This window comes from Saccharopolyspora erythraea NRRL 2338, assembly GCF_000062885.1.
Lineage (GTDB): Bacteria > Actinomycetota > Actinomycetes > Mycobacteriales > Pseudonocardiaceae > Saccharopolyspora_D > Saccharopolyspora_D erythraea.
Genome location: NC_009142.1, coordinates 7112812 through 7139634, shown reverse-complemented (window position 1 = coordinate 7139634; position 26823 = coordinate 7112812). Strand labels below are relative to the sequence as shown.

General features: G+C 72.0%; 21 protein-coding genes. 15 read left to right on the top strand and 6 right to left on the bottom strand.

Going from position 1 to position 26823, the window contains the following annotated elements:
- Positions 1–17: 17 nt before the first annotated feature.
- Entirely contained in the window at positions 18–1337 is a 1320-nt protein-coding gene (locus tag SACE_RS30620; protein ID WP_009945994.1) for an AMP-binding protein, read from the bottom strand.
- Positions 1338–1573: 236 nt separating this feature from the next.
- Positions 1574–2293: a MerR family transcriptional regulator gene (locus SACE_RS30615; protein WP_009945995.1), complete on the bottom strand. Its 720-nt coding sequence runs from the start codon at positions 2291–2293 to the stop codon at positions 1574–1576.
- A gap of 98 nt (positions 2294–2391) precedes the next feature.
- Here SACE_RS30615 and SACE_RS30610 point away from each other — a divergent pair, with 98 nt between their 5' ends.
- The 9 genes from SACE_RS30610 to SACE_RS30570 all read left to right on the top strand — a co-directional run bounded on the left by SACE_RS30610 (position 2392) and on the right by SACE_RS30570 (position 14808).
- On the top strand, positions 2392–3558 hold the full coding sequence (locus tag SACE_RS30610; protein ID WP_009945996.1) for a CaiB/BaiF CoA transferase family protein: 1167 nt from the start codon (positions 2392–2394) through the stop codon (positions 3556–3558).
- A gap of 3 nt (positions 3559–3561) precedes the next feature.
- Positions 3562–4704, top strand: a complete 1143-nt coding sequence (locus SACE_RS30605) for an acyl-CoA dehydrogenase family protein (protein ID WP_009945998.1) — start codon at positions 3562–3564, stop codon at positions 4702–4704.
- 40 nt (positions 4705–4744) lie between these two features.
- Positions 4745–5905 (top strand): alkaline phosphatase family protein, encoded by a 1161-nt coding sequence (locus tag SACE_RS30600; RefSeq protein WP_009945999.1) that lies wholly within the window; start codon positions 4745–4747, stop codon positions 5903–5905.
- Between the two features lie 3 nt (positions 5906–5908).
- Positions 5909–6748 (top strand): oxygenase MpaB family protein, encoded by an 840-nt coding sequence (locus SACE_RS30595; RefSeq protein ID WP_009946000.1) that lies wholly within the window; start codon positions 5909–5911, stop codon positions 6746–6748.
- Between the two features lie 326 nt (positions 6749–7074).
- Positions 7075–8547 (top strand): FAD-linked oxidase C-terminal domain-containing protein, encoded by a 1473-nt coding sequence (locus SACE_RS30590; RefSeq protein ID WP_009946002.1) that lies wholly within the window; start codon positions 7075–7077, stop codon positions 8545–8547.
- Positions 8547–9770 (top strand): FAD-binding oxidoreductase, encoded by a 1224-nt coding sequence (locus tag SACE_RS30585; protein WP_009946003.1) that lies wholly within the window; start codon positions 8547–8549, stop codon positions 9768–9770. The genes SACE_RS30590 and SACE_RS30585 overlap by 1 nt, the downstream gene beginning before the upstream one ends.
- Positions 9770–11095, top strand: a complete 1326-nt coding sequence (locus SACE_RS30580) for a (Fe-S)-binding protein (protein ID WP_009946004.1) — start codon at positions 9770–9772, stop codon at positions 11093–11095. Before SACE_RS30585 ends, SACE_RS30580 begins: the two co-directional genes overlap by 1 nt.
- 277 nt (positions 11096–11372) lie before the next feature.
- Positions 11373–12587 carry an acetyl-CoA C-acetyltransferase gene (locus tag SACE_RS30575; protein ID WP_009946005.1) on the top strand — a complete coding sequence of 405 codons (1215 nt, stop codon included), beginning with the start codon at positions 11373–11375 and terminating at the stop codon, positions 12585–12587.
- Positions 12588–12594: 7 nt separating this feature from the next.
- On the top strand, positions 12595–14808 hold the full coding sequence (locus SACE_RS30570; protein ID WP_009946007.1) for a 3-hydroxyacyl-CoA dehydrogenase NAD-binding domain-containing protein: 2214 nt from the start codon (positions 12595–12597) through the stop codon (positions 14806–14808).
- Positions 14809–14924: 116 nt separating this feature from the next.
- Here the strand turns inward: SACE_RS30570 and SACE_RS30565 are convergent, their stop codons facing one another.
- Complete coding sequence (locus SACE_RS30565; protein WP_231849852.1) at positions 14925–15821, bottom strand: hypothetical protein; 897 nt, start codon at positions 15819–15821, stop codon at positions 14925–14927.
- A 133-nt stretch (positions 15822–15954) separates the two neighbouring features.
- On the bottom strand, positions 15955–16584 hold the full coding sequence (locus tag SACE_RS30560) for a TetR/AcrR family transcriptional regulator (RefSeq protein ID WP_009946010.1): 630 nt from the start codon (positions 16582–16584) through the stop codon (positions 15955–15957).
- An 85-nt stretch (positions 16585–16669) separates the two neighbouring features.
- Between SACE_RS30560 and SACE_RS30555 the strand changes: the two genes are divergently transcribed.
- Positions 16670–18178, top strand: a complete 1509-nt coding sequence (locus tag SACE_RS30555) for a flavin-containing monooxygenase (RefSeq protein ID WP_009946011.1) — start codon at positions 16670–16672, stop codon at positions 18176–18178.
- A gap of 115 nt (positions 18179–18293) precedes the next feature.
- Positions 18294–19166, top strand: coding sequence for a DUF6319 family protein (locus tag SACE_RS30550; protein ID WP_009946012.1), 873 nt, complete (start codon positions 18294–18296; stop codon positions 19164–19166).
- A gap of 233 nt (positions 19167–19399) precedes the next feature.
- Here SACE_RS30550 and SACE_RS30545 read toward each other — a convergent pair whose 3' ends face one another.
- Positions 19400–20659 carry a M14 family zinc carboxypeptidase gene (locus SACE_RS30545; protein ID WP_011875026.1) on the bottom strand — a complete coding sequence of 420 codons (1260 nt, stop codon included), beginning with the start codon at positions 20657–20659 and terminating at the stop codon, positions 19400–19402.
- A gap of 174 nt (positions 20660–20833) precedes the next feature.
- Between SACE_RS30545 and SACE_RS30540 the strand changes: the two genes are divergently transcribed.
- From SACE_RS30540 to SACE_RS30530, 3 genes are all read left to right on the top strand, one after another.
- Complete coding sequence (locus SACE_RS30540; protein ID WP_009946016.1) at positions 20834–21988, top strand: MFS transporter; 1155 nt, start codon at positions 20834–20836, stop codon at positions 21986–21988.
- Between the two features lie 93 nt (positions 21989–22081).
- Positions 22082–23161: a glycerophosphodiester phosphodiesterase gene (locus tag SACE_RS30535; protein WP_029621538.1), complete on the top strand. Its 1080-nt coding sequence runs from the start codon at positions 22082–22084 to the stop codon at positions 23159–23161.
- Between the two features lie 84 nt (positions 23162–23245).
- Positions 23246–23680, top strand: a complete 435-nt coding sequence (locus SACE_RS30530) for a hypothetical protein (protein WP_009946019.1) — start codon at positions 23246–23248, stop codon at positions 23678–23680.
- Positions 23681–23835: 155 nt separating this feature from the next.
- On the opposite strand, the gene SACE_RS30525 is transcribed toward SACE_RS30530, so the two are convergent.
- Positions 23836–24216: a hypothetical protein gene (locus SACE_RS30525; protein WP_009946021.1), complete on the bottom strand. Its 381-nt coding sequence runs from the start codon at positions 24214–24216 to the stop codon at positions 23836–23838.
- Between the two features lie 361 nt (positions 24217–24577).
- On the opposite strand from SACE_RS30525, the gene SACE_RS30520 reads away from it, so the two are divergent.
- Complete coding sequence (locus SACE_RS30520) at positions 24578–26710, top strand: transglycosylase domain-containing protein (RefSeq protein WP_231849850.1); 2133 nt, start codon at positions 24578–24580, stop codon at positions 26708–26710.
- Positions 26711–26823: the final 113 nt, after the last annotated feature.

Below are 26823 nucleotides of genomic sequence, written 5' to 3'. Positions count from 1 at the left end.
CGCCGGGCTGACCCGGGTCAGCCCGGGTTGGCCCGGTGGGTCACCACCAGGAAACCGTCGTCGTCGAGGCTGCCCGCGTCGCCGGTGCGCAGCCAGCCCTCGGCGTCGGTCGCCGGCTTGATCACGCCGTCGGGCTGGAGGTGGCCGGGGCAGACGACCGGGCCGCGCACCAGGATCTCGCCGTCGTCGGCGATGCGGACCTCCACGCCGGGCATGCCTCGTCCTGCCGTGCCGGGCCGGGAGGCGCCCGCGTGGTTGGCGGTGGCGAAGCCGCTGGTCTCGGCGGTGCCCCAGCTCTGGCGGATGTCGACGCCCAGCGAAGCGAACAGATCCAGCACCCCGGGCTCCAGCGGGGCCGGGCCGCTGGAGGCCCAGACGACGTCGCCGAGTCCGAGTCGGGCGCGGAGCCGTTGCCGCGCCTGGGCGGTGGCCGGTCGGTGCGGCGCGACCGACTCCGCGTCCGCGGCCAGTTCCGCCCACACCCGCGGCGCGCCGAAGAACGCCGCGGGCCGCAGTTCCGGCAGCGCGGTGGCGGCGTGCGCGGCGTCGGCGCACAGGTGCACGTGCGAGGCGCCGTGGATGGCCGAGTACATGCCGAGCATCCGGTCGGCTGCGTCGGTCAGCGGCCGGTAGCAGATCGTGTTGGCATGCCGGGGAATTCCGGTGATGTGCTCCAGCGCCGCGGCGGCGTAGCCGACGTTGCGGTGGGTCAGCACTACGCACTCGTGCTCGCGGGCGCGCTCGGTGGTGTAGAGGATCGTGGCGGGCCGGTCCGGGGTGAGCGACTCCCGGTGCCGGGCCACGATCGCGCGGTCCTCGGCCAGCAGCCGCCGTCCGTGCGACAGCAGCGCTTCCCAGGTGAGGAACCGGGGGTCGCCGGAGGGAACCGCCGCGCGGTCCAGGACCACGACGTGCTCGATCGCCGTCGGCTCGCGCAGCGCCGACGACCACCGCCCCACCTGGTCGGCGCCCTCCACGACGACGACCCGGGCCCTGCTGTGCCTGGCCAGGTACAGCACGTGGTCGCCGGCGTGGTTCCCGCGGACGGTGGCGGGCACCGCGCCGAGGTGCGTCGCGGCCACGTCGGCCAGCCAGTGCTCGGCGCGGTTGGACATCATGGTCAGCATGGTCTGACCGCGTTGCAGGCCCAGCGCGCAGAGCCCGGCCGCGATTGTCTCGACCTCGGTGCCTGCCTGGCCCCAGGTCCAGGTGCGCGTGCCACCGCCGCGGTGGTCGGTCAGCGCGGGATGTTCCGGATGTTCGTCGGCATTGCGGGAGAAAAGGGACGGGATCGTCGTTTCGAGAGCGGTGGCGGCCCAGGACTGCGACAAGCCCATCGCTGCGGTCTCCCCTCGACGCGCGTGACGATCGTCACGACTGGCGATGAAACCGCATCGGCCCGGCCTTTGGCCAGGGTTCGAGAGAACCGGCCACGAACGGCGGTGCGCTCGGAGGTGTCTTGCTCGGCGGTGCCGGTTGCACGGGCGGGCCAAGCGGCGGCGCCGCTTCGGAGATCGAGGACAGGCTCTCGGGCGCCCTCTGGCTCTGCGACCTCTCTCGCGAGGACGGGCGCTCAGACGTGGTCGCGGATGACGTCGTTGACCGCGCGCTGGAATCCGTTGACCAGCACCTGGATCGTCAGCGGCCGCAGCTGGTCGGTCGCGGCGCGGACCCGTTCGCGCTCCTGCTCGGGACGTCCGCGCTCGACGTAGGGGCGCAGCACGTTGGCGGCGAACAGCTCCCGCAGCTCGACGGCGATCTGCGTGGTGTGCTGCTCGACGATCCCCTTGGCCTGCACCAGCATCTCCAGCGGCAGGCCGAGGTCGAGGATCTGCAGACCGACGCCGAGCATGGCGGTGCTGGGCAGCCGCAGCCGGTCGGGGTCCTCGGGGAGGCGCTCGAGGACGCCGAGCGCGACGAGCTGCTCGATCAGCTCGTCGTCGAGGTGCCGTCCGGCGCGCTGGTTGAGCTCGTGGCGGTCCAGGTCCTCGCTCTGGTCGCGGGTCCACGGCGCGAGCAGCGCCCGTTGCAGGGCGAGGTCCTCGGGGGTGGCGTCGGCGGGGATGCGCTCGAGGTGCCGTTCGATCGCCGAGAGGGTGAAGCCCAGCGCCTGCAGGTCGCGGATCAGGTCGAGGCGGGCCAGGTGGTCGCCGCCGTAGAGGCCGAGCCTGCCGCGCAGGCGCGGTGGCGGGAGCAGGCCGCGGGAGGAGTAGAACCGCACGGTGCGCACGGTGACGCCGGCCCGTGCGGCCAGCTCGTCGATGGTGAGCTCTTCGTCGGCGGTTCGGAGCATGCCGGGGACGATACTCCTTGACCGCTGTAACACCAGCGATGTAACACTAACTGCGTCGCGTTTGGTGTGGCCGGTGACACAGGACGGAAGGTGCGGGCGTGGCAGGCACAGGCAACAGCGGGCCGCTGGCGGGCGTGCGGGTCGTGGAGCTGGCGGGGCTGGGGCCCGCGCCGTTCTGCGCGATGCTGCTCGCCGACCTCGGGGCCGACGTCGTGCTCGTGGACCGCCCGGGGGCGGGCGCGCGGGTGGACCGCCCGGATGGCTCGGACCAGACCGACCTGCTCAACCGCGGCAAGCGGTCGATCGCGGTGGACCTCAAGCACGAGCGCGGCGCGGCGGCGGTGCTCGCGCTCGCCGAGCGCGCGGACGTCCTGCTCGAAGGCCTGCGTCCCGGCGTCGCCGAACGGCTCGGCGTCGGTCCGCGGCAGTGCTGGGAGGTCAACCCGCGGCTGGTCTACGGCCGGATGACCGGCTGGGGGCAGGACGGGCCGCTCGCGCCGACGGCCGGGCACGACATCGGCTACATCGCGCTGACCGGCATGCTGCACGCCATCGGCCGGGCGGGTGGGCCACCGCAGGTCCCGCTCAACCTGCTCGGCGACTTCGGCGGCGGCTCGATGTACCTGGCGGTCGGAGTGCTCGCGGCCCTGCTGGAAGCGCGCGGCAGCGGGCGCGGCCAGGTCGTCGACGCATCCATTGTGGACGGCGCCGCGCACCTCGGTACGATGATCCACGGAATGCGCGCCGCGGGCGGCTGGAGCACCACTCGCGGTACGAACCTGCTGGACACCGGGGCCCCGTTCTACGACGTCTACGAAACCGCCGACGGCGAGCACATGGCCGTCGGCGCGCTGGAGCCGAAGTTCTACGCCGAACTGGTCCGACGGCTCGGCGCCGAGGACCTGCCCGACCGCGACGACCCCGCGAACTGGGCGGAGCTGCGCAGGCGGTTCGCCGAGATCTTCGCCCGGCGCACCCGCGCGGAGTGGACCGAGGTATTCGAAGGGTCCGACGCCTGCGTCGCGCCGGTGCTGTCGATGGCCGAGGCGCCGCGGCACCCGCACGTCGCCGCCCGCGGGACGCTCGTCGAGCGCGAGGGCGTGCTCCAGCCCGCACCGGCGCCCCGCTTCTCCCGGACCCCGAACCCGGCGCCCCGCGCGGTGCCCGCGGCCGGTGCGGACGCCGCGGCGGTCCTGGACCAGTGGCAGGTCGCCGGGGCCGCCGAACTGCTCGACTCAGGTGCGATCGCCCGAAAGGAAGCGTGACCGATGCGCAGGGAACTGTTCGACGACGAACACGAGGCTTTCCGCGAGACCGTGCGGGCGTTCATCGCCAAGGAGCTGACCCCGCACGTGGCCGAGTGGGAGCAGGCCGGTGTCGTCAGCCGCGACGCGTGGCTGGCCGCCGGTGAGCAGGGGCTGCTCGGATTCGCCATCGACGAGGAGTACGGCGGTGGCGGCACCGAGGACTTCCGGTTCAACGTCGTCTTCGACGAGGAGCTGGTCGCCGCGGGCGTCTCCGGTTTCGGCTCGCCGCTGCACGTCGACATCATCGCCCCGTACCTGACCAAGCTCGCGACCGAGGAGCAGAAGCGGCGCTGGCTGCCCGGGTTCTGCAGTGGTGAGCTGATCACCGCGATCGCGATGACCGAGCCCGGCGCGGGCAGCGACCTGCAGGGCATCCGCACCACCGCCGTCCGCGACGGCGACGAGTACGTCCTCAACGGGCAGAAGACCTTCATCTCCAACGGCATCCTGGCCGACCTGGTGATCGTCGTGGCCCGCACCGACCCCGACGCCGGGCACGAGGGCATCAGCCTGCTGGTGGTCGAGCGCGGGACGGAGGGCTTCGAGCGGGGCCGCAACCTGGAGAAGATCGGCCAGAAGTCGCAGGACACCGCCGAGCTGTTCTTCAACGACGTCCGGGTGCCCGCCGCCAACCTCCTCGGCGAGGAGGGCAAGGGCTTCGTCTACCTGATGCAGAACCTCCCGCAGGAGCGGCTGTCGATCGCGGTCGCCTCGGCGGCCTCGGCGGAGAAGGTCCTGGACGTCACCAAGGAGTACTGCCGGACCAGGACCGCGTTCGGGCGGCCGATCGGCAAGTTCCAGAACACCCGGTTCGAGCTGGCCGAGATGGCCACCGAGGTCCAGATCGGCCGCGTCTTCACCGACCGTTGCGTCAGCGACCACCTTCGCGGTGAACTTGGTGTCGAGCACGCCGCGATGGCCAAGTGGTGGCTCAGCGAGATGAACAAGCGCGTGGTGGACCGTTGCCTCCAGCTCCACGGCGGCTACGGATACATGCTGGAGTACCCGGTGGCCAAGGCGTTCCTGGACACCAGGATCCAGACCATCTACGGCGGCACGACCGAGATCATGAAGGAGATCGTGGGCAGGTCGATGGGGTTCTAGCCCGCCCCGCGGCCCCCGCGGCGGGCAGAGGAGGTGCTCGGTGGACTGGATCGTCGCTCCCGACCACGACGGGCGCGCTCTTCCCGACGTACTGCCGTCCCTGCTCGCCGCGATGGGCACTCCCGGGTTCACCGACACCGTCGGGTTCCCGGCGTGCCGCAACGCGGCGGTGCTCCTGGTCGACGGGCTCGGGTGGGACCTGCTGCGCGCCTACGCCGCCGACGCGCCGTTCCTGGCGTCGCTGGCGACCGGGAACCCGGTCAAGGTCGGCTTCCCGACGACGACCGCCACCAGCATCACCTCGCTGGGCACCGGCAGCCTGGCAGGCGAGCACGGCGTCGTCGGCTACACCTTCGCCGAGCCGTCGGGCGGGTTGCTGCACCCGCTGTCCTGGGGCACCCACAGCAGCCCGAACGCCTCGGCGTCCCGGCGCAGCCTGCTGCAGGACTGGCCGCCGGAGAGCGCCCAGCCGCGCGCGACCGTGCTGGAACGCGCGGTGGAAGCGGGAGTGGACGTGCGGATCGCGGTGCCGAGGGAGTTCAAGGGCACCGGTCTGACGCGGGCCGCGCTGCGCGGCGGCGAGTTCCGCGGCGTGGGCGCCATGGGCGATCTGGCCGCCGAGCTGCTGACGGCGCTCGCGGTCCCGGGCCCCGCCCTCTGCTACGGCTACCACGGCCACCTCGACGGCCTCGGGCACGGCCACGGCCCCGGTTCGCTGCCGTGGCGCATGCAGCTCAGCCAGATCGACGCGCTCGTGGCGAACCTGGCCTCCAAGCTGCCGGAGTCGGCGGTGCTGGCGGTGGTCGCCGACCACGGCATGGTCGCCGTGGACCCCGAGGACACGCTCGACGCCGACACCGAACCGGCGCTCCAGCACGGCGTGCGGCTGATCGGCGGCGAGGGCCGGGCGCGCCACGTCTACGCCGAACCCGGCGCGGGCGGCGACGTGCTCGCGGCGTGGCGGGAGGCGATCGGTTGCCGGGGCGTGGTCGTCACCGGTGAGCAGGCCATCGACGACGGCTGGTTCGGCCCGGTGATCAGCGGCCCGGTCCGGCCGCGCATCGGCGACGTGATCGCGGTGATGCGGGAGTCGGCGGTCGTGCGCTCCGCGGTCGAGCCGGCGGAGTCGTCCCTGCGCGGCCAGCACGGCTCGATGACCGCGGCCGAGCAGTACGTCCCGCTGCTGGTCGCCCAGGGGTGAGCGATGGCGAAGGGGCTGTTCGGTCCGGACACGGTGACCTGGCACCTGCACGCCGACCCGGCGATGTGGGTCGCCGGCGTGTGCGGCCTCTACCTGCAGTCCCTGCATCCGAAGGCGGTCGCGGCCGTGGTGCAGAACTCGCGGTTCCGCGAGGACCCGCTCGGAAGGCTCCGGCGCACCGGTGACTTCGTCGGCGTCACGACCTACGGCACCCGTGAGGCAGCCGAGGCCGCCGCCCGCCGGGTGCGGCAGGTGCACCGCAGGCTCAGCGCCGTCGACCCGCGCACCGGCGAGGACATCCGCCTCGACGACCCCGGCCTGCTGCTGTGGGTGCACTGCGCCGAGGTGCACTCCTTCGCCGACGTGGTCGGCAGGGCCGGCCTGCCGCTGACCGGCGCCCAGGTCGACCGGTACTTCGACGAGCAGCGCAGGGTCGCCGCGCTGGTCGGGCTCGATCCCGAGGCGGTGCCCGGCTCCCGCCGCGAGATGGCCGACTACTTCGTCCGCGTGCGTCCCGAGCTGGCCCGCACCGAGGACTCCGAGGTCGTCTACCGGTTCCTGCACCTGCCGTTCGACCAGTGGTGGCTGCTCGGCGTCGATCTCGGCTACCTGCCGCTGGGCCACCTGGCGTACTCGGCGCAGCCGCGGTGGGCGCACGAGGTGCACCGCCATCCCGCCTACCCCCGGCTGGCCACCGCGGCCGGGTTGTTCTCGTTCCGCACCGCGGCGCTGGCGCTGCCCGCGGCGGTGCGCTGGCGGTACCCGACCGGGCACGTCTACCGGGCCGTCGAGCGGCTCGGCACCGGGGCCTTCCCGTCCCCGGCGGCTCTCGCGCGGCTCTGAGCGCCTGGCGTCGAACTCGCCTCGCGTCCGTTCACGGGTTCGGCAACGCTTCGAAGATCGAAGACAGGCGCTGACGACCACCGCTCACTGGAGGCGCGTTGTGCTTGGCGTCACAATGGTCGTGGGTGTGCGCCGAAGGGGAGCGTGCGGTCCGCGCCGTCCGGATCTGCTGGAACGCCTGCGCGGCCGCAGTCGGGACGCCGCCGGAGACGCAGCCCGGGGTGCTTGTCGACCCCTTGTATCTATGTCGCCGACAACCTAGGGTCGCCATAGTGGAACGGTGATTCCGCGAAGCGGAATGTCATTTCGGCAAGGAGGCCGGAAACATGCAGTCGACCGCCACCGGAGTCCTCGACTCGGCCCTGCGCCGGTTTCACGAGGTGCTCCCGCCGAACGGCGTCATCACCGATCCGCAGCGCCTGCGGACCTACGAGTGCGACGGCCTGGCCAGCTACCGGGTCGTGCCCGCCGTGGTCGTGCTCCCGGAGAACCAGGAGCAGATCCAGCAGGTGGTGCGGATCTGCGCCGAGCACCGGATCCCGTTCGTCGCCCGAGGATCGGGCACCGGCCTGTCCGGCGGTGCGCTCCCGCACTCCGACGGCGTGCTGATCGTGACCGCGAAGATGCGCCGGATCCTGGAGATCGACGTCGAGAACGAACGCGCCGTGGTCGAGCCGGGCGTGATCAACCTCGACGTCACCAAGGCCGCAGCGCCGCACGGCTACTACTTCGCTCCCGACCCGTCCAGCCAGCAGGTGTGCTCGGTGGGCGGCAACGTCGCGGAGAACTCCGGTGGCGCGCACTGCCTGAAGTACGGGTTCACCACGCACCACATCCTCGGGCTCGAGGTCATCACGCCCGACGGCGAGATCGTCCAGCTCGGCGGCGCCCGCGAGGCGCCCGGCTACGACCTGCTCGGCGCGTTCATCGGCAGCGAGGGCACGCTCGGCATCGTCACCAAGATCACCGTGCGGTTGCTGCGCAAACCCGAGTCGGTGCAGACCCTGCTCGCCGGCTTCCCCTCCACAGACGAGGCGGGCGCGGCGGTCTCGGCGATCATCGCCGCGGGGGTCACGCCCGCCGCGATCGAGATGATGGACGCGCTGGCCATCGAGGCGGCCGAACAGGCCGTGCAGTGCGGCTACCCGAAAGGCGCGGGCGCGGTGCTGGTGGTCGAGCTCGACGGCCCGGCCGCCGAGGTCGAGCACACCTTCGCGGAGGTCGAGCGCTACTGCGGCGAGCACGGCGCCTTCGAGATCCGGGTCGCGGCCGACGACGCCGAGAGGGCGATGATCTGGAAGGGGCGCAAGTCCGCATTCGCCGCCGTGGGCCGGATCAGCCCCGACTACATCGTGCAGGACGGCGTGATCCCCAGGACCGCGCTGCCGGAGGTGCTGGGCCGCATCGCCCGCCTGTCGGGCGAGTCCGGGGTGAGGGTGGCCAACGTCTTCCACGCCGGTGACGGCAACCTGCACCCGCTGGTGCTCTTCGACGACTCCGAGCCCGGCGCGGCCGAACGCGCCGAGGAGGTCTCCGGCGCGATCCTCGACCTGTGCATCGAGCACGGCGGCTCGATCACCGGCGAGCACGGCGTCGGCGCGGACAAGGTCAAGTACATGGGCCGGATGTTCAACGCCGACGACCTGGACACCATGCAGCGCGTGCGCTGCGCCTTCGACCCGGTGGGCATCTGCAACCCGGGCAAGGTCTTCCCGACTCCGAGGCTGTGCGGCGAGGTCCCGGGACCGCGCCGCGGCGTGCACCCACTGACCGAGGCCGGATTGGCGGACCAGTTCTGATGGCCATGAGCGAGGCGCGGCGAGCGCTGGAGGAAGCGGTTCCCGACGTCCGCGACGCCGGGGAGCACGACGCGGTCGACGGCGTCCGTCCACAGTGGGTGGCCGCTGTGGACGGTACCGAGTCGGCCGCGGCGGCGATGCGGGTCGCGGCCGAGCACGGTCTGCACGTGGTGCCCAGGGGTTCGGGCAGCAAGCTCGACTGGGGCGGGCCGCCCCGCGAGGTGGACCTCGTGCTGGACCTCTCCGGCGCGAACGAGGTCGTCGAGCACGCCGCGGGCGACCTGGTGGTGCACGCCATGGCGGGCACGCCGCTGGCCGACGTCCAGCGGGTGGTCGGCGCGGCGGGGCAGATGCTGGCCATCGACCAGCCGCTGCCGACGGCGACCGTCGGCGGGGTCATCGCGACCGCGACTTCCGGTCCGTGCCGCCACCTGTTCGGCGGAGTGCGGGACCTGCTGATCGGCATCACCGTCGTCCGGCCCGACGGCGCGGTGACCATCTCCGGCGGCAAGGTCGTCAAGAACGTCGCGGGATACGACCTCGGCAAGCTCTACACCGGTTCCTTCGGCAGCCTGGGCGTGATCACCGAAGCGGTGTTCCGGCTGCACCCGCTGGCCGCCGAGCACCGCTGGATCCAGGTCGAGACCGACGACCCGGGGGCCGCGGCCGAGGCGGTCGACCGCATCCGGCACTCCCAGGCGATGCCCACCGCCGTCGAGGTGGACCGCGCCACCCCCGGTGGCCGGATCGAGGTGGTGGCCGAGATCGAGGGGCGCCCGACGGCGACCCACGAGCGCGCCCTGGAACTGGCCGATGCCGTCGGCGGCAGCGTGCTGGAGCACGCGCCGTCGTGGTGGGGCCGCTACCCGTTCGACCCGGCCGACGGCATCGGCATCCGCGTCGGCGTCGAGCCGAAGGCGCTGGCCGCGCTGCTGTCGGTGCGGCCGGACATCGACGTGGCCGTTCGCGGCGCGGCCGGCATCGGCGTGCTGCACGCCGGTCTGCCCGGCGACGCCGACCCCGCCGCGGTCGCCGACCTCGTCGGCATGCTGCGCGAACGATGCGACTACGCGGTGCTGACGCGGTCGCCGCGCGCGATACGGGAGAAGGTCGACCCGTGGGGTCCGGTCGCTCCCGGCGTCATGGCGCTGATGCGCCGCACCAAGGACCAGTTCGACCCGGAGCACCGGCTCGCCCCCGGCCGGTTCGTTGGAGGGATCTGATGACCGACAGCGCGTTCGACGCACTGCACCCGCCGCAGCGCGAGCTCATCGACGACTGCGTGCACTGCGGTTTCTGCCTGCCGTCGTGCCCCACCTACGAGCTGTGGGGCGAGGAGATGGACTCGCCGCGCGGCCGCATCTACCTGATGAAGGAAGGGCTCGAGGGCGAGCCGATGACCGGCAGCATGGTCGGGCACTTCGACGCCTGCCTGGGCTGCATGGCGTGCGTGACCGCCTGCCCGTCCGGCGTCCAGTACGGCACCCTGATCACCGAGACCAGGGCGCAGGTCGAGCGCAGGCACGAGCGCGGCCGCTGGGAGAAGCTGCTGCGCGCCGGGATCTTCGCGCTGTTCCCGTACCCGCGGCGCCTGCGCGCGATGCGCGGCCCGCTCGCGCTGTACCAGAAGACGGGGTTGAGCAAGCTGGTCAAGCGCTCCGGGCTGCTGCGGAAGATGCCCGCGTCGCTGCGGGTGATGGAGTCGCTGGCGCCGCCGATCAGCCGCGCGCCCAAGCTCGGAAACCGCGTCCCGGCGAGGGGGACGCGGCGCGCGACGGTCGGGATGATCACCGGCTGCGTGCAGAGCGCGTTCTTCCCCGACGTCAACGCCGCGACGGCGCGGGTGCTCTCCGCCGAGGGCTGCGACGTCGTGATCCCGCGCGCCCAGGGCTGCTGCGGCGCGCTGAGCGAGCACACCGGCCGCGAGGAGGAAGCGGTCAGGTTCGCCCGGAACCTGCTGGACACCTTCGAGGACGCCGGGGTCGAGTACGTCGTGATCAACTCGGCGGGCTGCGGCTCGACGCTCAAGGAGTACCCGCGGCTGCTGCGGGACGACCCCGAGTACGCCGAGAAGGCCGAGCGGTTCTCGGCGCGGGTGCGCGACATCGCGGAGCTGCTCGTGGAGCTGGGGCCGGTGGCCGAGCGCCACCCGCTGCCGGTGCGGGCCGCCTACCACGACGCCTGCCACCTGGCCCACGGCCAGGGCATCCGGTCGCAGCCGAGGGAGCTGCTGCGCGGCATCCCGGGTATGGAGGTCCGCGAGATCAACCGCGGCGAGCTGTGCTGCGGCTCGGCCGGGGTCTACAACATCCTCCAGCCGGAGGCGGCGATGGATCTCGGCGACCGCAAGGCCGAGAACGTGCTCGACACCGGCGCCGAGTTGCTGATCAGCGCGAACCCGGGCTGCGCGATGCAGATCCGCACCTCCCTGGAACGCCGCGGATCGGAGCTGGCGATGGCCCACACCGTAGAGGTCCTCGACGCCTCGATCCGCGGCCTCGGCGCGGAGGCGCTGCTGGGCGACGCGGAGCGGAAGCCGACCGGCTGACCGCGACGAGCGGCCTCGGCGGGTGGATGCGACGCATCCACCCGCCGAGGTGTTTTCGCGGCGCGGAGAACGGGCTTGCCGGGACTGGAGCAACGACCGTCCTGAACGCGCGTCGTCCCGCTGGTGCCGGCCGCCGAGCTGGGCAGGGTCATGGGTGGCCTTCTCGGCGCCGGCGCCCGCCCCGCGAAACGCCCGAAGCGACCTCTCCATTGACTGTGACAGTAATGGTGTCACACTCTGGGTGGAGTACCTGCCGCAACGAGGAGGCACGCCGCCCATGTCCGAGGCGTTCGTCTACGACGCGATCCGCACGCCACGCGGTCGCGGCAAGAAAACCGGGTCGCTGCACGGCACCAAACCGATCAGCCTGGTCACCGGGCTGATCGACGCGCTGCGCAAGCGCCATCCCGGTCTCGACCCCGCGCTGATCGACGACGTCGTGCTCGGCGTCGTCTCGCCGATCGGCGACCAGGGTGGGGACATCGCCAAGACCGCCGCGTTGGCCGCCGGGCTGCCGGAAACGGTCAGCGGCGTGCAGCTCAACCGGTTCTGCGCCTCCGGCCTGGAGGCGGTGAACATCGCCGCGCAGAAGGTCCGCTCCGGCTGGGAGGACGGCGTGCTCGCAGGCGGCGTCGAGTCGATGTCGCGGGTGCCGATCGGCTCCGACGGCGGGGCGTGGGCGATGGACCCCGAGACCAACCTCGACACGTCATTCGTGCCGCAGGGCATCGGCGCCGACCTCATCGCCACCCTGGAGGGCTTCGACCGCGGCACCGTCGACGCCTACGCCGCCGAGTCCCAGACCCGCGCCGCCAAGGCCTGGGCCGACAACCGCTTCGGCCGCTCCGTGGTCCCCGTCGTCGACCGCAACGGCCAGACGGTCCTCGACCGCGACGAGCACATCCGCCCCGGGACCACCGCCGAGAGCCTCGGCGGGCTCCAGCCGTCCTTCGCCATGATGGGCGAGCACGGCGGTTTCGACGCCGTCGCGCAGCAGAAGTACCACTGGGTCGAGCGCATCGACCACGTGCACACCGCCGGCAACTCGTCGGGCATCGTCGACGGCGCCGCGCTCGCGCTGATCGGCAGCGAGGCCCTCGGCGAGCGCACCGGGCTGCGGCCGCGCGCCCGCATCGTCGCCGCCGCGCTCAGCGGAGCCGACCCGACGATCATGCTCACCGGCCCCGGCCCGGCGGTCCGCAAGGCGCTGGCCAAGGCGGACATGACCATCGACCAGATCGACCTGGTCGAGATCAACGAGGCGTTCGCCGCGGTCCCGCTGAAGTTCATGAAGGACTTCGGCGTGCCGCACGACAAGGTCAACGTCAACGGCGGCGCGATCGCGATGGGCCACCCGCTGGGCGCCACCGGGGCGATGATCCTGGGCACCCTCATCGACGAACTGGAACGCCGCGGCGAGCGCTTCGGGCTCGCCACGCTGTGCATCGGCGGCGGCATGGGAATCGCGACCATCGTGGAACGGATCGGCTGAGGCAGACATGAGCGAGCAGAGCACCATCCGCTGGACCGAGGAAGACGGCGTCGTCGTGCTGACCCTGGACGACCCGCAGCAGCAGGCCAACACGATGAACGAGCGCTACGTGCGCTCGATGGAGGAGACCCTCCAGCGGCTGGAGGACGAGCGCGAGCGCATCACCGGGGTCGTGCTCACCTCGGCCAAGAGCACCTTCTTCGCCGGCGGCGACCTGCGCGACCTGATCCGCGCGCGGCCCGAGAACGTCCAGCAGATCACCGAGACCAGCCGGGCCGTCAAGCAGCAGCTGCGCAGGCTGGAGACGCTCGGCGTCCCGGTCGTGGCCGCCCTCAACGGCACCGCGCTCGGCGGCGGCCTGGAGATCGCCCTGGGCTGCCACCACCGCGTCGCGCTCAACGACGCCAAGTCGCGCTTCGGATTCCCCGAGGTCACCCTCGGCCTGCTGCCCGGCGCGGGCGGCGTGGTCCGCACGGTCCGGCTGATCGGCATCGCCGACGCGCTGGTGCACGTGCTGACCCAGGGCCAGCGGCTGCGCCCGGAGCGGGCCAAGGAGCTCGGCCTGGTCGACGAGCTGGTCGACACCCCCGAGGAACTGCTGACCGCGGCCAAGGACTGGATCAAGGCCAACCCGCAGGCGGACCAGCCCTGGGACCGCAAGGGCTACAAGATCCCCGGCGGGACGCCGTCGACGCCGAGCTTCGCGGCGAACCTGCCCGCGTTCCCGGCCAACCTGCGCAAGCAGCTCAAGGGCGCGCCGTACCCGGCGCCGCGCAACATCCTCTGCGCGGCGGTCGAGGGCGCCCAGGTCGACGTGGACACCGCGTTCGAGATCGAGGGCCGCTACTTCGTCGAGCTGGTCTGCGGCCAGACCGCCAAGAACATGAGCAAGGCGTTCTTCTTCGACCTCCAGCACGTCAACTCCGGCGGCAGCCGCCCGGACGGCGTCGAGCAGTGGCAGGCGAAGAAGGTCGCGGTGCTCGGCGGCGGCATGATGGGCGCGGGCATCGCCCACGTCTGCGCCAAGGCCGGGATGCAGGTCGTCATCAAGGACGTCTCCGTCGAGGCCGCCGAGAAGGGCAAGGCGTACTCGAAGACGGTGCTGGACAAGGCCATCGCCAAGGGGCGTTCCACCGAGGCCAAGCGCGACGAGGTCCTGGCGCGGATCACCGCAACCGACAAGGCCGCGGACCTGGCGGGCGCCGACCTGGTGATCGAGGCGGTCTTCGAGGACACCAAGCTCAAGCACCAGGTCTACGCCGAGATCGAGGACGTCATCGACCCGGACGCGCTGATCTGCTCCAACACCTCCACGCTGCCGATCACCACGCTGGCCGAGGGCGTCCGCCGCCGCGAGGACTTCATCGGGCTGCACTTCTTCTCGCCGGTCGACAAGATGCCGCTGGTGGAGATCATCCGCGGGGAGCGGACCAGCGACCGCGCGCTGGCGCGCGCCTTCGACGTCGTGCGCCAGATCAGCAAGACGCCGATCGTGGTCAACGACAGCCGCGGTTTCTTCACCAGCCGCGTCATCGGCACGTTCCTCAACGAGGGCGTGGCGATGCTCGCCGAGGGCGTGCACCCGGCCTCGATCGAGCAGGCTTCGGCGCAGGCCGGCTTCCCGGCTCCGGTGCTCCAGCTCTTCGACGAGCTGACCCTGACCCTGCCGCGCAGGATCAGGGAGGAGACCAGGCGCGCCGTCGAGGCGCAGGGCGGCACCTGGGCCCCGCACCCCGCCGACGCGGTGCTGGACCGGATGGTCGAGGAGTTCGACCGCAAGGGCCGCTCCGGCGGAGCCGGTTTCTACGAGTACGCCGACGGAAAGCGCACCCGGCTGTGGCCTGGTCTGCTCGAGCACTTCGGCACCGGCGCCGATCCGTCCGATGTGGACCTCGTCGACCTCCGCGAGCGGATGCTGTTCATCGAGGCGCTGGAGACGGTGCGCTGCCTCGACGAGGGCGTGCTGCTGTCGGTGCCCGACGCCAACATCGGTTCGATCATGGGCATCGGTTTCCCGGCCTGGACCGGCGGCGTCGTGCAGTACATGAACGGCTACCCGGGCGGTCTGGCCGGTTTCGTCGCGCGGTCGCGGGAGCTGGCGGCCCGCTACGGCGAGCGCTTCGAGCCGCCGGCGTCGCTGGTGCGTCGCGCGGAGGCCGGTGAGCCGTTCGAGCTGGGCGAGCCCGACGCCGCCATCGTGGCCGCCGCCGCGGCCGCCTGACGCGGTCGGCCGGTGCCGGAGCGGCCTCGTGGTGGAGCCGCACCGCCACCGCCGAACGGCTGAAGGGCGCCGGACCTCGGTCCGGCGCCCTTCGTTCTTCCGTTGAACTCCCCGCGCTACTGCGCTGCGGAGGCCAGGCCGGTGACCTGGGACGGGCTCTGCGGGAGTCCGGTGGCGACGTTGTGCGCCGAGCCCACCACCGCGTCCTCCAGCGTGCTGTCGAGCGAGGGCAGCGCGGGGGTCTGCCGCTCTGACGCGGGCGCCGCGGACGGAGGCACCGCGGGCGCGGGTGGTTGCGGCGCAGGCGCGATGCGCTGGTAGGTCTTCGCCAGGGCGTTGCCGCGGGTGTTCACCTCGGTCAGCAGCGGGTCGACCCCCGGTGCCTGCCTGGCCAGCGGCATCACGGTGCCGACCGGGACGGTCGCCGGGCGCATGCCGTACCCGTGCGCGGCGTCGAGCCGGCTGACGGTGTCGAGGGCTGACACGCCCTCGTGGTCCGGCGGGCGGGGTGCCAGTTCGGCGTCGAACAGGACGCCGTCCGCGGTCTGCTTGTGCAGGGGGCCGATGTTGTCCGGCCACAACCCGACCTGCGTGGTCGGACGGGTCCGGCCCAGTTCCTGGGCGCGGTGGCTCGTGTTCTGCACGGCGTCGAGCGCGCGCTGGGCCTTGCCGAAGCTGACCAGCGGACGCTCGACGCGCAGGGCGGAGCCGAGTTCGGAGCGGGACTGACCGAGATCGGCGCCCGCCTGGTGGACCAGCGTCGGGGCCACCACGCGGCCGACGGCGTCGACGCACGTCTTCGCCGAGACGTCCTGCGGCTTGCAGCCGTCGATCGGGGCGGCGAGCTCGACCTGTTCGGGGATCCGCGTCAGCTCGGGGCCGGACGGCGGCGTCGCCTGGCCGCCGTCGGCGATGGCGACGGCACCGCCGCCGACAGCCGTGACACCGGCGGCGACGACAGCCGCCTGCAACGTGCGCGTGCCCCAGGGGGACCGCGAGCTCCAAGGGGGCAAAGGACTTCTCCCTGCTCGAGCGTTCGGGGGACGTGCCGGGGGCACCGGGGCAGTGCGCGACCGACACGCCCGCTATCGGAAGCCGCGTGGAGGCCCTTGACCTCGGCTTCCCCATATCGCTCGAAGGGGTGATCTACGGCGCGGGCGGACTCAGGCTCGGCAGCAGCAGCGTCATCAGGTGCCGCGTGGCGTCTTGCGGGGTGATCTCGGGGCGGCGCTCCCGCCACAGCGCCAGCCGTTCGCAGGCGCCGATGATCGCCTCGGCGAAGGCCTCGAGCTGCAACGGCTCCAGGTCGGGCCGGGCGACCCGCATCAGGCTCGCGGTCAGCTCGGTCTGCTGGAGGCGGATCGACTCCAGCTCGGTGTGCACCGAGGAGCTGGGGACCGCGGACTCGTTGCGCAGCAACGCCCACGCCTGGGCGTGCTCCTCGCCGAACCGGAAGAAGGACAGCAGGCAGTCGTGCAGCAGCTGCTCGGGGCCGACGGCCTTCTCGGCGGCCCGCATGGTCGACTCCAGCAGCTCGCGCTTCGCCTTCTCCAGGCACGCCAGCAGCAGGCCCTCCTTCGAGCCGAAGTACTCGTAGAGCATCGGCTTGCTCAACCCGACGCGCTGGGCGATGTCGTCCATCGACGTGTCCTGGTAGCCGTCGCGGGCGAACACCTCCTCGGCCACGGCGAGGATCTGCCGCTCGCGCTCGGCCCGGGGAAGGCGCTTGCGCCCGGCCGGGCGCGCGGATGAACCGACTGCCTGCTGCGTCTCCACGAATCCACCCTACCGGAGGTAACCTACTCGTAGTAGGCTACTGGTCGGTAGGCAGCGTGGCGGTGGCACGAACGAGGAGGCCCGCATGGCGAGGCGCAGGTCCAAGCCCCAGAGCACTTCGAACCCGGTGCACGACACCTCCGTCGTGATCGTCGGTACCGGGTTCTCCGGGCTCGGCACGGCGATCAAGCTCAAGCAGGCGGGCATCCACGACTTCGTCGTGCTGGAGAAGTCCGACGACCTCGGCGGGACGTGGCGCGACAACACCTACCCGGGGTGCGCCTGCGACGTGCCGTCGCTGATGTACTCGTTCTCCTTCGAGCAGAACCCCGACTGGTCCCGGTTCTTCGCCGGGCAGCAGGAGATCTCCGACTACCTCCAGCACTGCGCCGACAAGTACGGCGTGCGCGAGCACATCCACCACGGCGTCGAGTTCACCGGTGCCGAGTACGACGAGACGACCCAGACCTGGCGGGTCTCGACCAAGGGCGGCACCGAGTACGTGGGGCGGGCGCTGGTCTCCGGCGTCGGCGCCCTGCACCTCCCGAGCTATCCGGACCTGCCCGGCGTGGAGGGGTTCGAGGGCGAGGTGTTCCACTCCGCGGAGTGGAACCACGACTTCGACCTGGAGGGCAAGCGGGTCGCGGTGGTCGGCACCGGCGCCAGCGCCATCCAGTTCGTGCCGCAGATCGCCGAGGAGGTCGCGCAACTCCACCTGTTCCAGCGCACGCCACCGTGGATCCAGCCCAAGCCCGACCGGCCCATCTCCGAAGGCGTGCGCAAGTGGTTCCGGCGGTTGCCGCCGGCGCAGCGCATCGCGCGCGCGGCGGTCTACTGGCTGCTGGAGGCGCGGTCGCTGGTGGTCTTCAGCCCACGGTTCGGGCGGATCTCGGAGATGCTGTCCAAGCGCTACATCCGCCGGACCATCAAGGACCCGGAGCTGCGCGAGGCCGTCACCCCGGACTACTCCATCGGCTGCAAGCGGATCCTGCTCTCCAGCGACTACTACCCGGCGCTCAACCGGTCCAACGTGGACGTGCGGACCAGCGGGATCAAGGAGGTCCGCAAGCGTTCGGTGGTCACCGGCGACGGTGAGGAGCACTCGGTGGACGCCATCATCTACGGCACCGGCTTCCACGTCACCGACGCGTTCGACCACCTCGAAATCGTCGGCCGGGAGGGTCGCAAGCTCCAGGACGCGTGGAAGGACGGGATGGAGGCCCACCTCGGCGTCACCGTCTCCGGTTTCCCGAACCTGTTCTTCCTGCTCGGCCCCAACACCGGACTCGGGCACAACTCGGTCGTGTTCATGATCGAGTCGCAGATCAACTACGTGCTGAGCTGCCTGCGGCCGATCTGCCGTGGCGACATCGGCCACATCGACGTCCGCCAGTCCGTCCAGGACGAGTTCAACCGCGAGATCCAGTCGAAGCTCTCGGGCGCGGTCTGGTCCGAGGGCGGCTGCCGGAGCTGGTACCTCGACGCCAACGGCGTCAACCGCACCATCTGGCCGGGTCCGACCTGGAAGTACTGGCTGCGCACGAGGAAGGCCGATCCGGCGGACTACGAGATCCAGGCCGCGGGGCGCCGTTGAGGCTTCGCACGGGCGTTCGATATAGTGCGGATGTCACTGTCGAATCCGTCCCGGCCGGTGCGCGTCGCGCTGCACCCGGGCAAGACCGGGACATCCCGTTGAGCTAGGGGCACCGATGTCTCAGGCCCGTGCGCTGTCGTCCGACGAGGTCCGCGGTCTGCGGGAGCAGCTCGCCGCGGGCGAGACCCCCACGGTGTGGTTCACCCCGGCGGCGGTGGGCGTCCAGGAGGGACGCTCCGGCAAGGTCATGGCACTCGACGAGCCTGCCGAAGGCGACTTCATCCAGGTCCGTCCGGCAGGATCGAAGGACGTGCTGTCCTTCTCCGTCGGTGAGGTGACGATGGTCAAGCCACCGCGCAAGCGATCGGACGACTCGGCCGGGTCGCGCGGCCGGTCGCGCAGCGGCTCGGGTTCAGGTGCGGGTTCGGCTTCCGGCGCCGGTACGGCGTCGGGTTCCGGCTCGGCGAAGGGTTCGGGTTCCGCTCCGGCTCCGGCGAAGGCTTCCGGCTCGGCGTCGGGTTCGGGCTCGGCCGGCGCCGCGTCGAGCAAGCCGGCGGCGTCATCGCCGTCGGGCGGCGCGACGTCCGGGCGGTCGTCGGCGGGTCAGGGCACCGCGGGCTCCGGCGCTTCGCGCGCTTCCGACGCCGCCGATGCGGCGCGGACGAGTTCGTCCGCCACCGCCGCGAAGTCGTCGAGCGCCGGTGCGCGGCGCAAGCAGCGCCAGCCCACCGAGGCCACCGTGACGCTGACGGCCGACCAGGCGGGGCAGTGGAGCGTCGAGGTCAGCACCGGCAAGAAGCGGGTGCTGCGGCCGATGGCGGTGCCTGCCTCCGCCGTGGCGCAGGCGGCGAAGGCCCTGCACGACGACGTCGCCGACGCGGTCGAGCCGCTGATCGACGCCGCGCGCGAACAGCAGCGCGCCCGCGTCGAACAGCTCCAGCAGGAGCTGGCCGACGCGCAGCGCATGCTCGACGAGCTGACCGACTAGGGCCTGCCCGGCGGATCTCTGCCGGAAAGGCAGGGCGGTCCAGCCCCAGGGCGCTGCGGAGGCCGGACACCCCGGCGGGCGAGAGTCATGCCGGGGCGTCGAGGAACCGACCGAACAAGTGCCGCCCGGTGGTCAGCGTCCGGGTGTCGTCGGCGAACCCGATGCGCACGGTGTGCTCGATGCCGAAGGCGTAACCGGGCGGCCGCGAGCCGTCGGTCGCGGCCGCCCGGTGGTCAGTCCTCGATCTCGGTGATCGTGCCCCGCGTCTGGTCGCGGTCGGTCGGCGGGATCCGGTCGTAGGCGGCCGGGTCGAGGTTGTGCACCTGGCCGCCGGCCACCGAGGCCAGGATGCCGTCCAGGCCGATCTCCACCGTCCTGGTCAGCATCTCCCGGTGGCGCTCACCGAGCGTCTGCGTCTGCCCCCGCACCTCGAAAAGCACGGCGCCGCTGCCGTTGAGCTGGAAGGTGCCGAGCCCGGTGCCGGGCAGGTCGATGTCCTGCGGGTAGAGCGTGATGTCGCCGAAGGCCGGGTTCTGGTTCGCCGCCGCCTGCAGGGCGTTGTAGGCGGCGACGTTGAGCTGCTTGGAGTAGTCGAGCGGGAAGCCGTCGGCGTAGGCGGCGTAGGGCGAGCCGGGCGCCGCGGGGTCGGCCACGAACTTGCCGGACAGGCTCATCGTCACGAACCGGCCGGTGCCCGGCACGGTGTAGCAGGCGCCCTGGTGGTGCAGGTCGATGTAGCTGTCCACCCCGCCGAACTCGCGTTGCAGCCCGCGGTAGACGTCGCGCACGGTGCTGGTCTCCGGGCTCAGGAACCAGCCTGGCCGGTCGCTGGCGCCCGGGAAGTCCTGCGGGCGCGGCCTGTAGTCCAGATCCGGGTTGTAGTCGCGGTTGACGTCGAAGCCCGGCTGCTGCGAGTAGTCGTCGCCCTGCAACGAGCCGGTGTAGTAGTTCCACGGCGGCGGGGCGCTCGCGAGCTGGGGGTGGCGGAGCTTGGCCTCCTCCCACGTCATGTCGTTGCCGCGCCGGTCGAGCGCGCCCGCGTCAGGGTTGATCTTGGGCATCGCCACGACCGTCAGCTCGGAGCGGATCTGGCGCGCCTTCGGGGAGTCCGAGGTGCCGAGGAAGTCCAGCAGGTGCAGGACCGCGTCCGGACCGGTCTTCTCGTTGCCGTGGATCTCGGCGGTGATCAGCACGGCCTTGGGTCCGTCGCCGACGCGGGCGGTCACCAGGTCGCGGCCGCGGTTGGACTCGCCCGCGGTCTCGACGGCGACCCTGCCGCGGCTGACCCGCTCGATGCGGCCGAGCTCGACCAGCATCTCGTCGTAGCTGGTGAACTCGGTGACCGGGTTCTCGCGCGGCTCCTCGCTGCACGGTTCGGCTGGGGCCGCCGCCGGTTCGGCTGGGGCCGCCGGCGGGGCGGTCGCCGCGGCGGGGGCGGTGAAGGCGGTACCCGCCACGATGGTCGCCAACGTCAGCGCTCGTAGTCGACGCATTCGGTTCTCCCTCGGCTCCGGGTGGTGATCACCCAGCCAAACCGACCCGGCGCGGCTCCACAATCGTCCGGCCGTGGCCTTTCGCGAGCGCCGGACCTGCCGGAACGCGTCCGCCCCGCACCGGACTGGTACGGCCGTTCGACAACTGCCGTCCTCCGCACGTATGAAGTAGCCGTGCGAGTCGTATCCGACCGCCGCGCCGCGAACCCGCTGCGCGGTCGTTCGTTCCTGCTGATGCTGCTGGCGGTGCTGGGCGGTTTCGCCGGCTACGTGCTGCTGCTGCCGGTGGTGCCGCTGTGGGCCGTCGTCGGTGGCGCGGGCGAGATCGCCGCCGGCGCGACCAACGCGGTGTTCATGCTGGTCACCGTGCTGACCCAGCTCGCGATGCCGTGGCTGCTGCGCCGGGTCGGGCACCGCCTCGCGCTGGGCGCCGGCACGCTGCTGATCGGCCTGCCGACCCCGCTGTTCGCGGTCTCGCAGGAGATGTGGGCGCTGCTGGCGGTGTCCGGCCTGCGCGGCATCGGCTTCGGGCTGCTCACGGTCGCGGGCAGCGCGCTGGTCGCCGAGCTGGTGCCGGTGGCGATGCGGGGACGCGCGGCCGGGCTCTACGGCCTGTCGGTCGGGCTGCCGAACGTGGTGTTCCTGCCCGCCGGGGTGTGGCTGGCCCAGCACGTCGGCTTCGTGCCGCTGTTCTGGATCGCCACGGCGCTGCCGGTCGCCATGACCGCGGCGGTCTTCTGGATCGCGCCCGTGCGCAGACCCGAGGCCGGTCCGGCCGCCGCGCGGACCTTCCCGCTGACGTTGTTCTCGCCGTGGCTGGTCATGTGCGTGGTCGCGACGGCCGCGGGCGGCCTGGTGGCGTTCCTGCCGCTGGCGATCACGGCGTGGGCGGTGACGCCCGCCCTGCTGTCGTTCGGCCTCGCGACCGTGGCCGGGCGCTGGCTCGCCGGTCAGGTGGGCGACCGGTTCGGAGGCGGGCTGGTGGTCGTGCCGAGCGTGGTGCTGGCCGGAGCCGGCACGGCCGCGATCGCCCTGGCGTCGGCCGGTGCGGCGGCCGTCGCCATCGCCGGGGCCTTCGCGCTCGGAGCCGGGTTCGGCGCGGTCCAGAACGTCACGCTGGTGATGATGTTCGAGCGGGCGGAGTCGGGGGCGGCCAGCACGGCGTGGAACATCGCCTACGACGCGGGCAACGGCATCGGTGCGGTCGGTTTCGGGGTGCTGGTGACGGCCACCGACTACCCGACGACCTTCGGCGCCATGGCGGCGGTGGTGCTGGCGTTCACCTCCCTCGCGATCGCCGACCAGCGGGGGAGAGCCCGTTCGCGGTGATCCCGCGCCGTGGGGGCGCTCGACGCCGAAGCGTCGCCGCACCGCAACCTGCCGCACGCCCGCACGACGCCCGGAGCCGGCAGCCTGCCGCCCATGAGATCGAAGTCGCTGCGCGCGGTGAGCTCCCTGCTGGTGTCGGTCGCGCTGTCGGCGGGCATCGTCGCGCCCGCGGCCGCCGGACCTCCCGGGCACGGGCCGGGCTTCGACCTACAGGCGCATCGCGGCGGCATCGCCCACTACCCGGAGGGCACGCTCCCGGCGTTCGCCAACGCCATGCGGATCGGTGTCACGACGCTCGAGCTCGACGTGCAGATCACCGCCGACGGGCGCGAGGTGGTCACCCACGACCGGCAGATCAAGCCCGGGAAGTGCCTGGACACCGCCCCCGCGTTCCCGGGTGACCCGCAGTTCCCGTACGCGGGCTCCTACGTCAAGGACCTCACCTTCGCGCAGGTCCGCACGCTGGACTGCGGTTCTCGGACCCACCCGGACTACCCCGAGCAGCAGCCGGCGCCCGGGGCGCGCATGCCGACGCTGCGCGAGGTCTTCGCCCTCGTCCGCGCCTGCCGCGCCCACGACGTCCGCTTCAACATCGAAACCAAGGTGGAGGCCGCCGCCCCGCACGAGACGGCCCCGCGCGAGCAGTTCGTGCGGGTGGTCGCCGAGCAGGTCCGCCAGGCCGGGATGCTCGGACGCGTCACGGTCCAGAGCTTCGACTGGGGTGCGCTGCGGCTGATGCGGCGGGTCGAGCCGTGGCTGCCCGTGGTCGCGCTCACCGAGCCGAAGTTCCTGGAGGTCGGCGAGCCAGGGGCATCGCCGTGGCTGGGCGGCCTGGACATCGACGACTTCGGCGGCAGCCCGGTGCGCGCGGTGCGGACCTTCGGAGCCGCCGCCCTGTCACCGCTGCACGGCGAACCGCAGGGCGGCGCGGTCGGCGACCCCGGCTACGTGCCGTTCACCACGCCGGCGCTCGTCGAGGAGGCGCACCGCGCGGGCCTGGCCGTCGTGCCGTGGACGGTGAACGACGAAGCCACGATGAACGCGCTGATCGACATGGGCGTCGACGGCCTGATCACCGACTACCCGGCTCGCTTGCGCCGGCTGCTGGAGGCCGGGGGAGTGCCCGTGGCGGAACCGGTGCGGGACTGCGAGCAGCCCGCGAGTGGCGCCTAGTACCCCTCGGCCTACGGGCCGCCTGCCGGGCCTTGCCCGCCCACCTGGGCGCCGCACCCGCTTCGGAGCACCTAGAATCCAGGTGTGAACCGCAGCCTGTTGACACCGCGATGGCTGCTGCTGCACCTGCTTTTCCTCGCGGCCACCATCGCCACCGGCTTCCTCGCCCGCTGGCAGTGGGACCGCGCGCACGAGGCGGGCGGAAGCGCGCAGAACCTCGGTTACGCGCTGATGTGGCCGCTGTTCGGGGCGTTCACGATCTTCCTGTGGGTCCGCGTGGCGCGCATGCACAAGGTGGCCGAAGCCGTGCCCGCTCTCCCGGAGACCGGGACGGCGGAAGCGGCGCCCAGCATCTCGGGTGCCGCCGCCGCGAGCGCGGAGCAGGCCGCCGAGAAGCATCGGCGGCGTCCCCTCGTCCCGCCTCCGGCGCCGCCGGTCGACGACGACGAGGATCCGGCGATGGCCGAGTACAACCGGTACTTGGCCGAGCTCAACGAGGCCGACCGCCGAGCGGGCTGAACCCGCCCGGCGTGTCCGACGTCACGCCGGCGCCGCGGGTGCGCGGACCCGGCTTCGGCCGATGCGGCCCGGCGTCAGCCAGAGCAGCCTGGTGCCGGTCAGAGCGACTCGGCCTCAGCGGGAGCGGCCCCGTGTCAGCCGATGTTTGCCCGGCCTCAGTTGAACGTGATGCCGCCGTGGATCTCGCGGCTCTGGATGAGCTTGTCCACGTTGCCGTGGTTGACGTTCACCACGCTGTTCTCGCTCGCGGTGATGTCGTTGTGGATGGGCGCGCCTTCGGTGCGAAGCTCCTCGCCGAAGCCCGGGTCCTCCTGGGAGACCCGGTCCAGCCGCTCGGCGAGCGCCTTGATCTGCGGCGCGCCGGCGTCCGGGCCCTCGGCCGCCTCGAGCGCGGCCAACGTCTCGGGGTCCCGGTCCGACCGCCGGCGCAGGAGCTCGCGGACCTTCACCAGCGCCGCCGTGCCCGCGGCGCCGAGCGCGGTCACCGCCTGACCCGCGAGGGCGGTCGCGAGCGCGTCCATGAACGGGTCGGTCATAGGTCCTCCATCGTGCGGTGAAGCGGATCGGAACTCGGTGACCAAGTGTAGTGATCCGGTTGCGCACGCGATGCGGAATCGCAACCAGGAGACGGGCAACCTCGCCGCCGGTGGCGCGTCGTACGAAGCGGGACTCGCGGGTCCCGTTCGGGCGGCCGGTGAACCGTTCGGCGCGGGGAAGGCGACTTCCACCGATGTGATATCAACGCATTGAACCGACTACTGGAGAAGCGAATGCGGACGATCCCGCCGGGGGCGGGCGTCGCGGGTGTTTTCCATGCGGGTTCGGTGTGCGATCGGCGAGGTGGGCATCGGTGGCCGCCCGCGGACCGCGTTCGGCGATCAAGTCGCGTGACACTTGATGATTGGGGCTGGCGTGCGCAGCGGCGTACTACTGAAGATGTTCGGCCTGTGCGTGCTCGCGGGGGTCCTGGTGGCGAGCCTGATGATGCCGCTGGCCACCGGCGCGGGCGCGGTGGTGAACCAGGCGACGGATGCCATGTCCAGGATGTCGAGTTCGCTTGCGCAGCGCGACATGCCGCAGGTGTCGACCGTCACCGACAAGGACGGCGACCCGATCGCCTACTTCTTCAAGGACTACCGGGTCGAGACGCCGCCGGAGCAGATCCCCGACACCATGAAGGCGGCCATCACCGCCGTCGAGGACAAGCGGTTCTGGGACCACGGCGGGGTCGACTGGCAGGGCACCATGCGCGCGCTGGCGACCAACGTCAGCAGCGGTGAGACCGCGCAGGGCGCGTCCACGATCACCCAGCAGTACGTCAAGAACTACCTGGTGCACGTCGTCGCGCAGACCGAGATGGACGCCGAGAAGGCCAAGGAGACCACCATCGCGCGAAAGCTGCGCGAGGCCAAGATCGCCGTCGAGCTCGAACGCACCATGACCAAGGAGGAGATCCTCACCGGATACCTCAACGTGGTGCCGTTCGGCAACCAGACCTTCGGCGTCGGTGCGGCCGCCCAGACCTACTTCGGCACCACCCCGGACAAGCTGACGATCGCCCAGTCCGCGCTGCTCGCCGCCATCGTCAACCAGCCCGGTTCGCTGAACCCCAACAGCAACCCGGCCGACGCGATGGCCCGCCGCAACCTGGTGATCGACCTGATGGCCGACCCGAACAACAACATCCGCATCACCCCGCAGGACGCCGAACAGGCCAAGAAGGAGCCGCTCGGCGTGATGTCCCCGCTCGGCCGCCCGCCGAACGGCTGCGTCGGCCTCGGCGACGGCACCACCGACGGCTTCTTCTGCAGCTACGTCAAGGACTACCTGGAGCGGCTCGGGATCGACTCAGACGACCTCAAGACCGGCGGTTACACGGTCCGCACCACGCTCGACCGCAAGTCCAGCGACGCGGCCAAGCAGGCCGCCCAGAAGCAGGTCCCGACCCAGACCGAGGGCATCGCGAACGTGATGTCGGTCGTGCAGCCGGGCAAGGACAAGCACAAGGTGCGGGCGCTGGTCGCCAACCGCGACTTCGGCAACGACCTGAGCAAGGGCCAGAGCGCCTACGACATCGTCAGCCGGGTCCAGCCGTTCGGTGCGGGCTCGATCTACAAGGTGTTCACGGCGGCGTCGGCCATGGAGCAGGGCATGAGCCCCTACGACGTCATCGACGTCCCGCCGTCCTACACCTCGCGCGTCTACAAGAACGGCACCGCGCCCTACACGGTCGGCAACGCCGACGGTGTGCAGCCCGGCCCGCGGACGCTCCAGATGGCGCTGGCGACGTCGCCGAACACCGCGTTCGTCGCGCTGCAGGAACGGGCGGGGCTCAGCAACGTCGTCGACATGGCCGCTCGCCTCGGGCTGCGGCACGGCATGCTCGGCGTGAACTCCAGCGGCCAGACCCTCAAGGACGACGGCTCGAACGGTCCGTCGCAGGCAGAGGTGATCAAGAAGGGCAACCGGGGCGCGTTCACCCTGGGCTACACCCCGACCAGCGTGCTGGAGCTCTCCAACGTCGCGGCGACGATCATGAGCGACGGCGTCTACTGCCCGCCGACTCCGCTGGAGGAGGTCAAGGACCGCAACGGCAACATCGTGCCGCTCAACGAAGGCGCCTGCGAGCAGGCGATCGCACCGCACGTCGCCAACCAGCTCGCACAGGGCATGAGCAAGGACGACACCGACGGCACCTCCCGCCAGGCCGCCCAGGCGGTCGGCTGGAACCGGCCGATGATCGGCAAGACCGGTACGACGCAGGAGCACAAGTCGGCGGGCTTCCTGGCGGCGACCCCGCAGATGGCCGGCGCGGTGCTGACCTACGCCGACGGCAACAGCCCGCAGGGCATCTGCGACGGCGGCGGTGACGCACCGCCGTACCTGTGCGGCAAGCACGGCGGCAACATCTACGGCGGAAAGGTGCCTGCCCGCACCTGGTTCGACGCCATGACGAGGATCCACGAGGGCTTGCCGTCCGCGCCGCTGCCGGGTGCCCCGGCGCCGCCGCCGGCGGCTCCCCCGAGGTAAGGGGCGTTTCGCAGTAGTTCGCGGGGGTCTTTCCGCCAGGGGCGGGAAGACCCCCGCTTCGCGTTCGGGGGCGGAGTTTCGGGTGGCCGCCTCGCAATGCGTGGGCGAGCAGG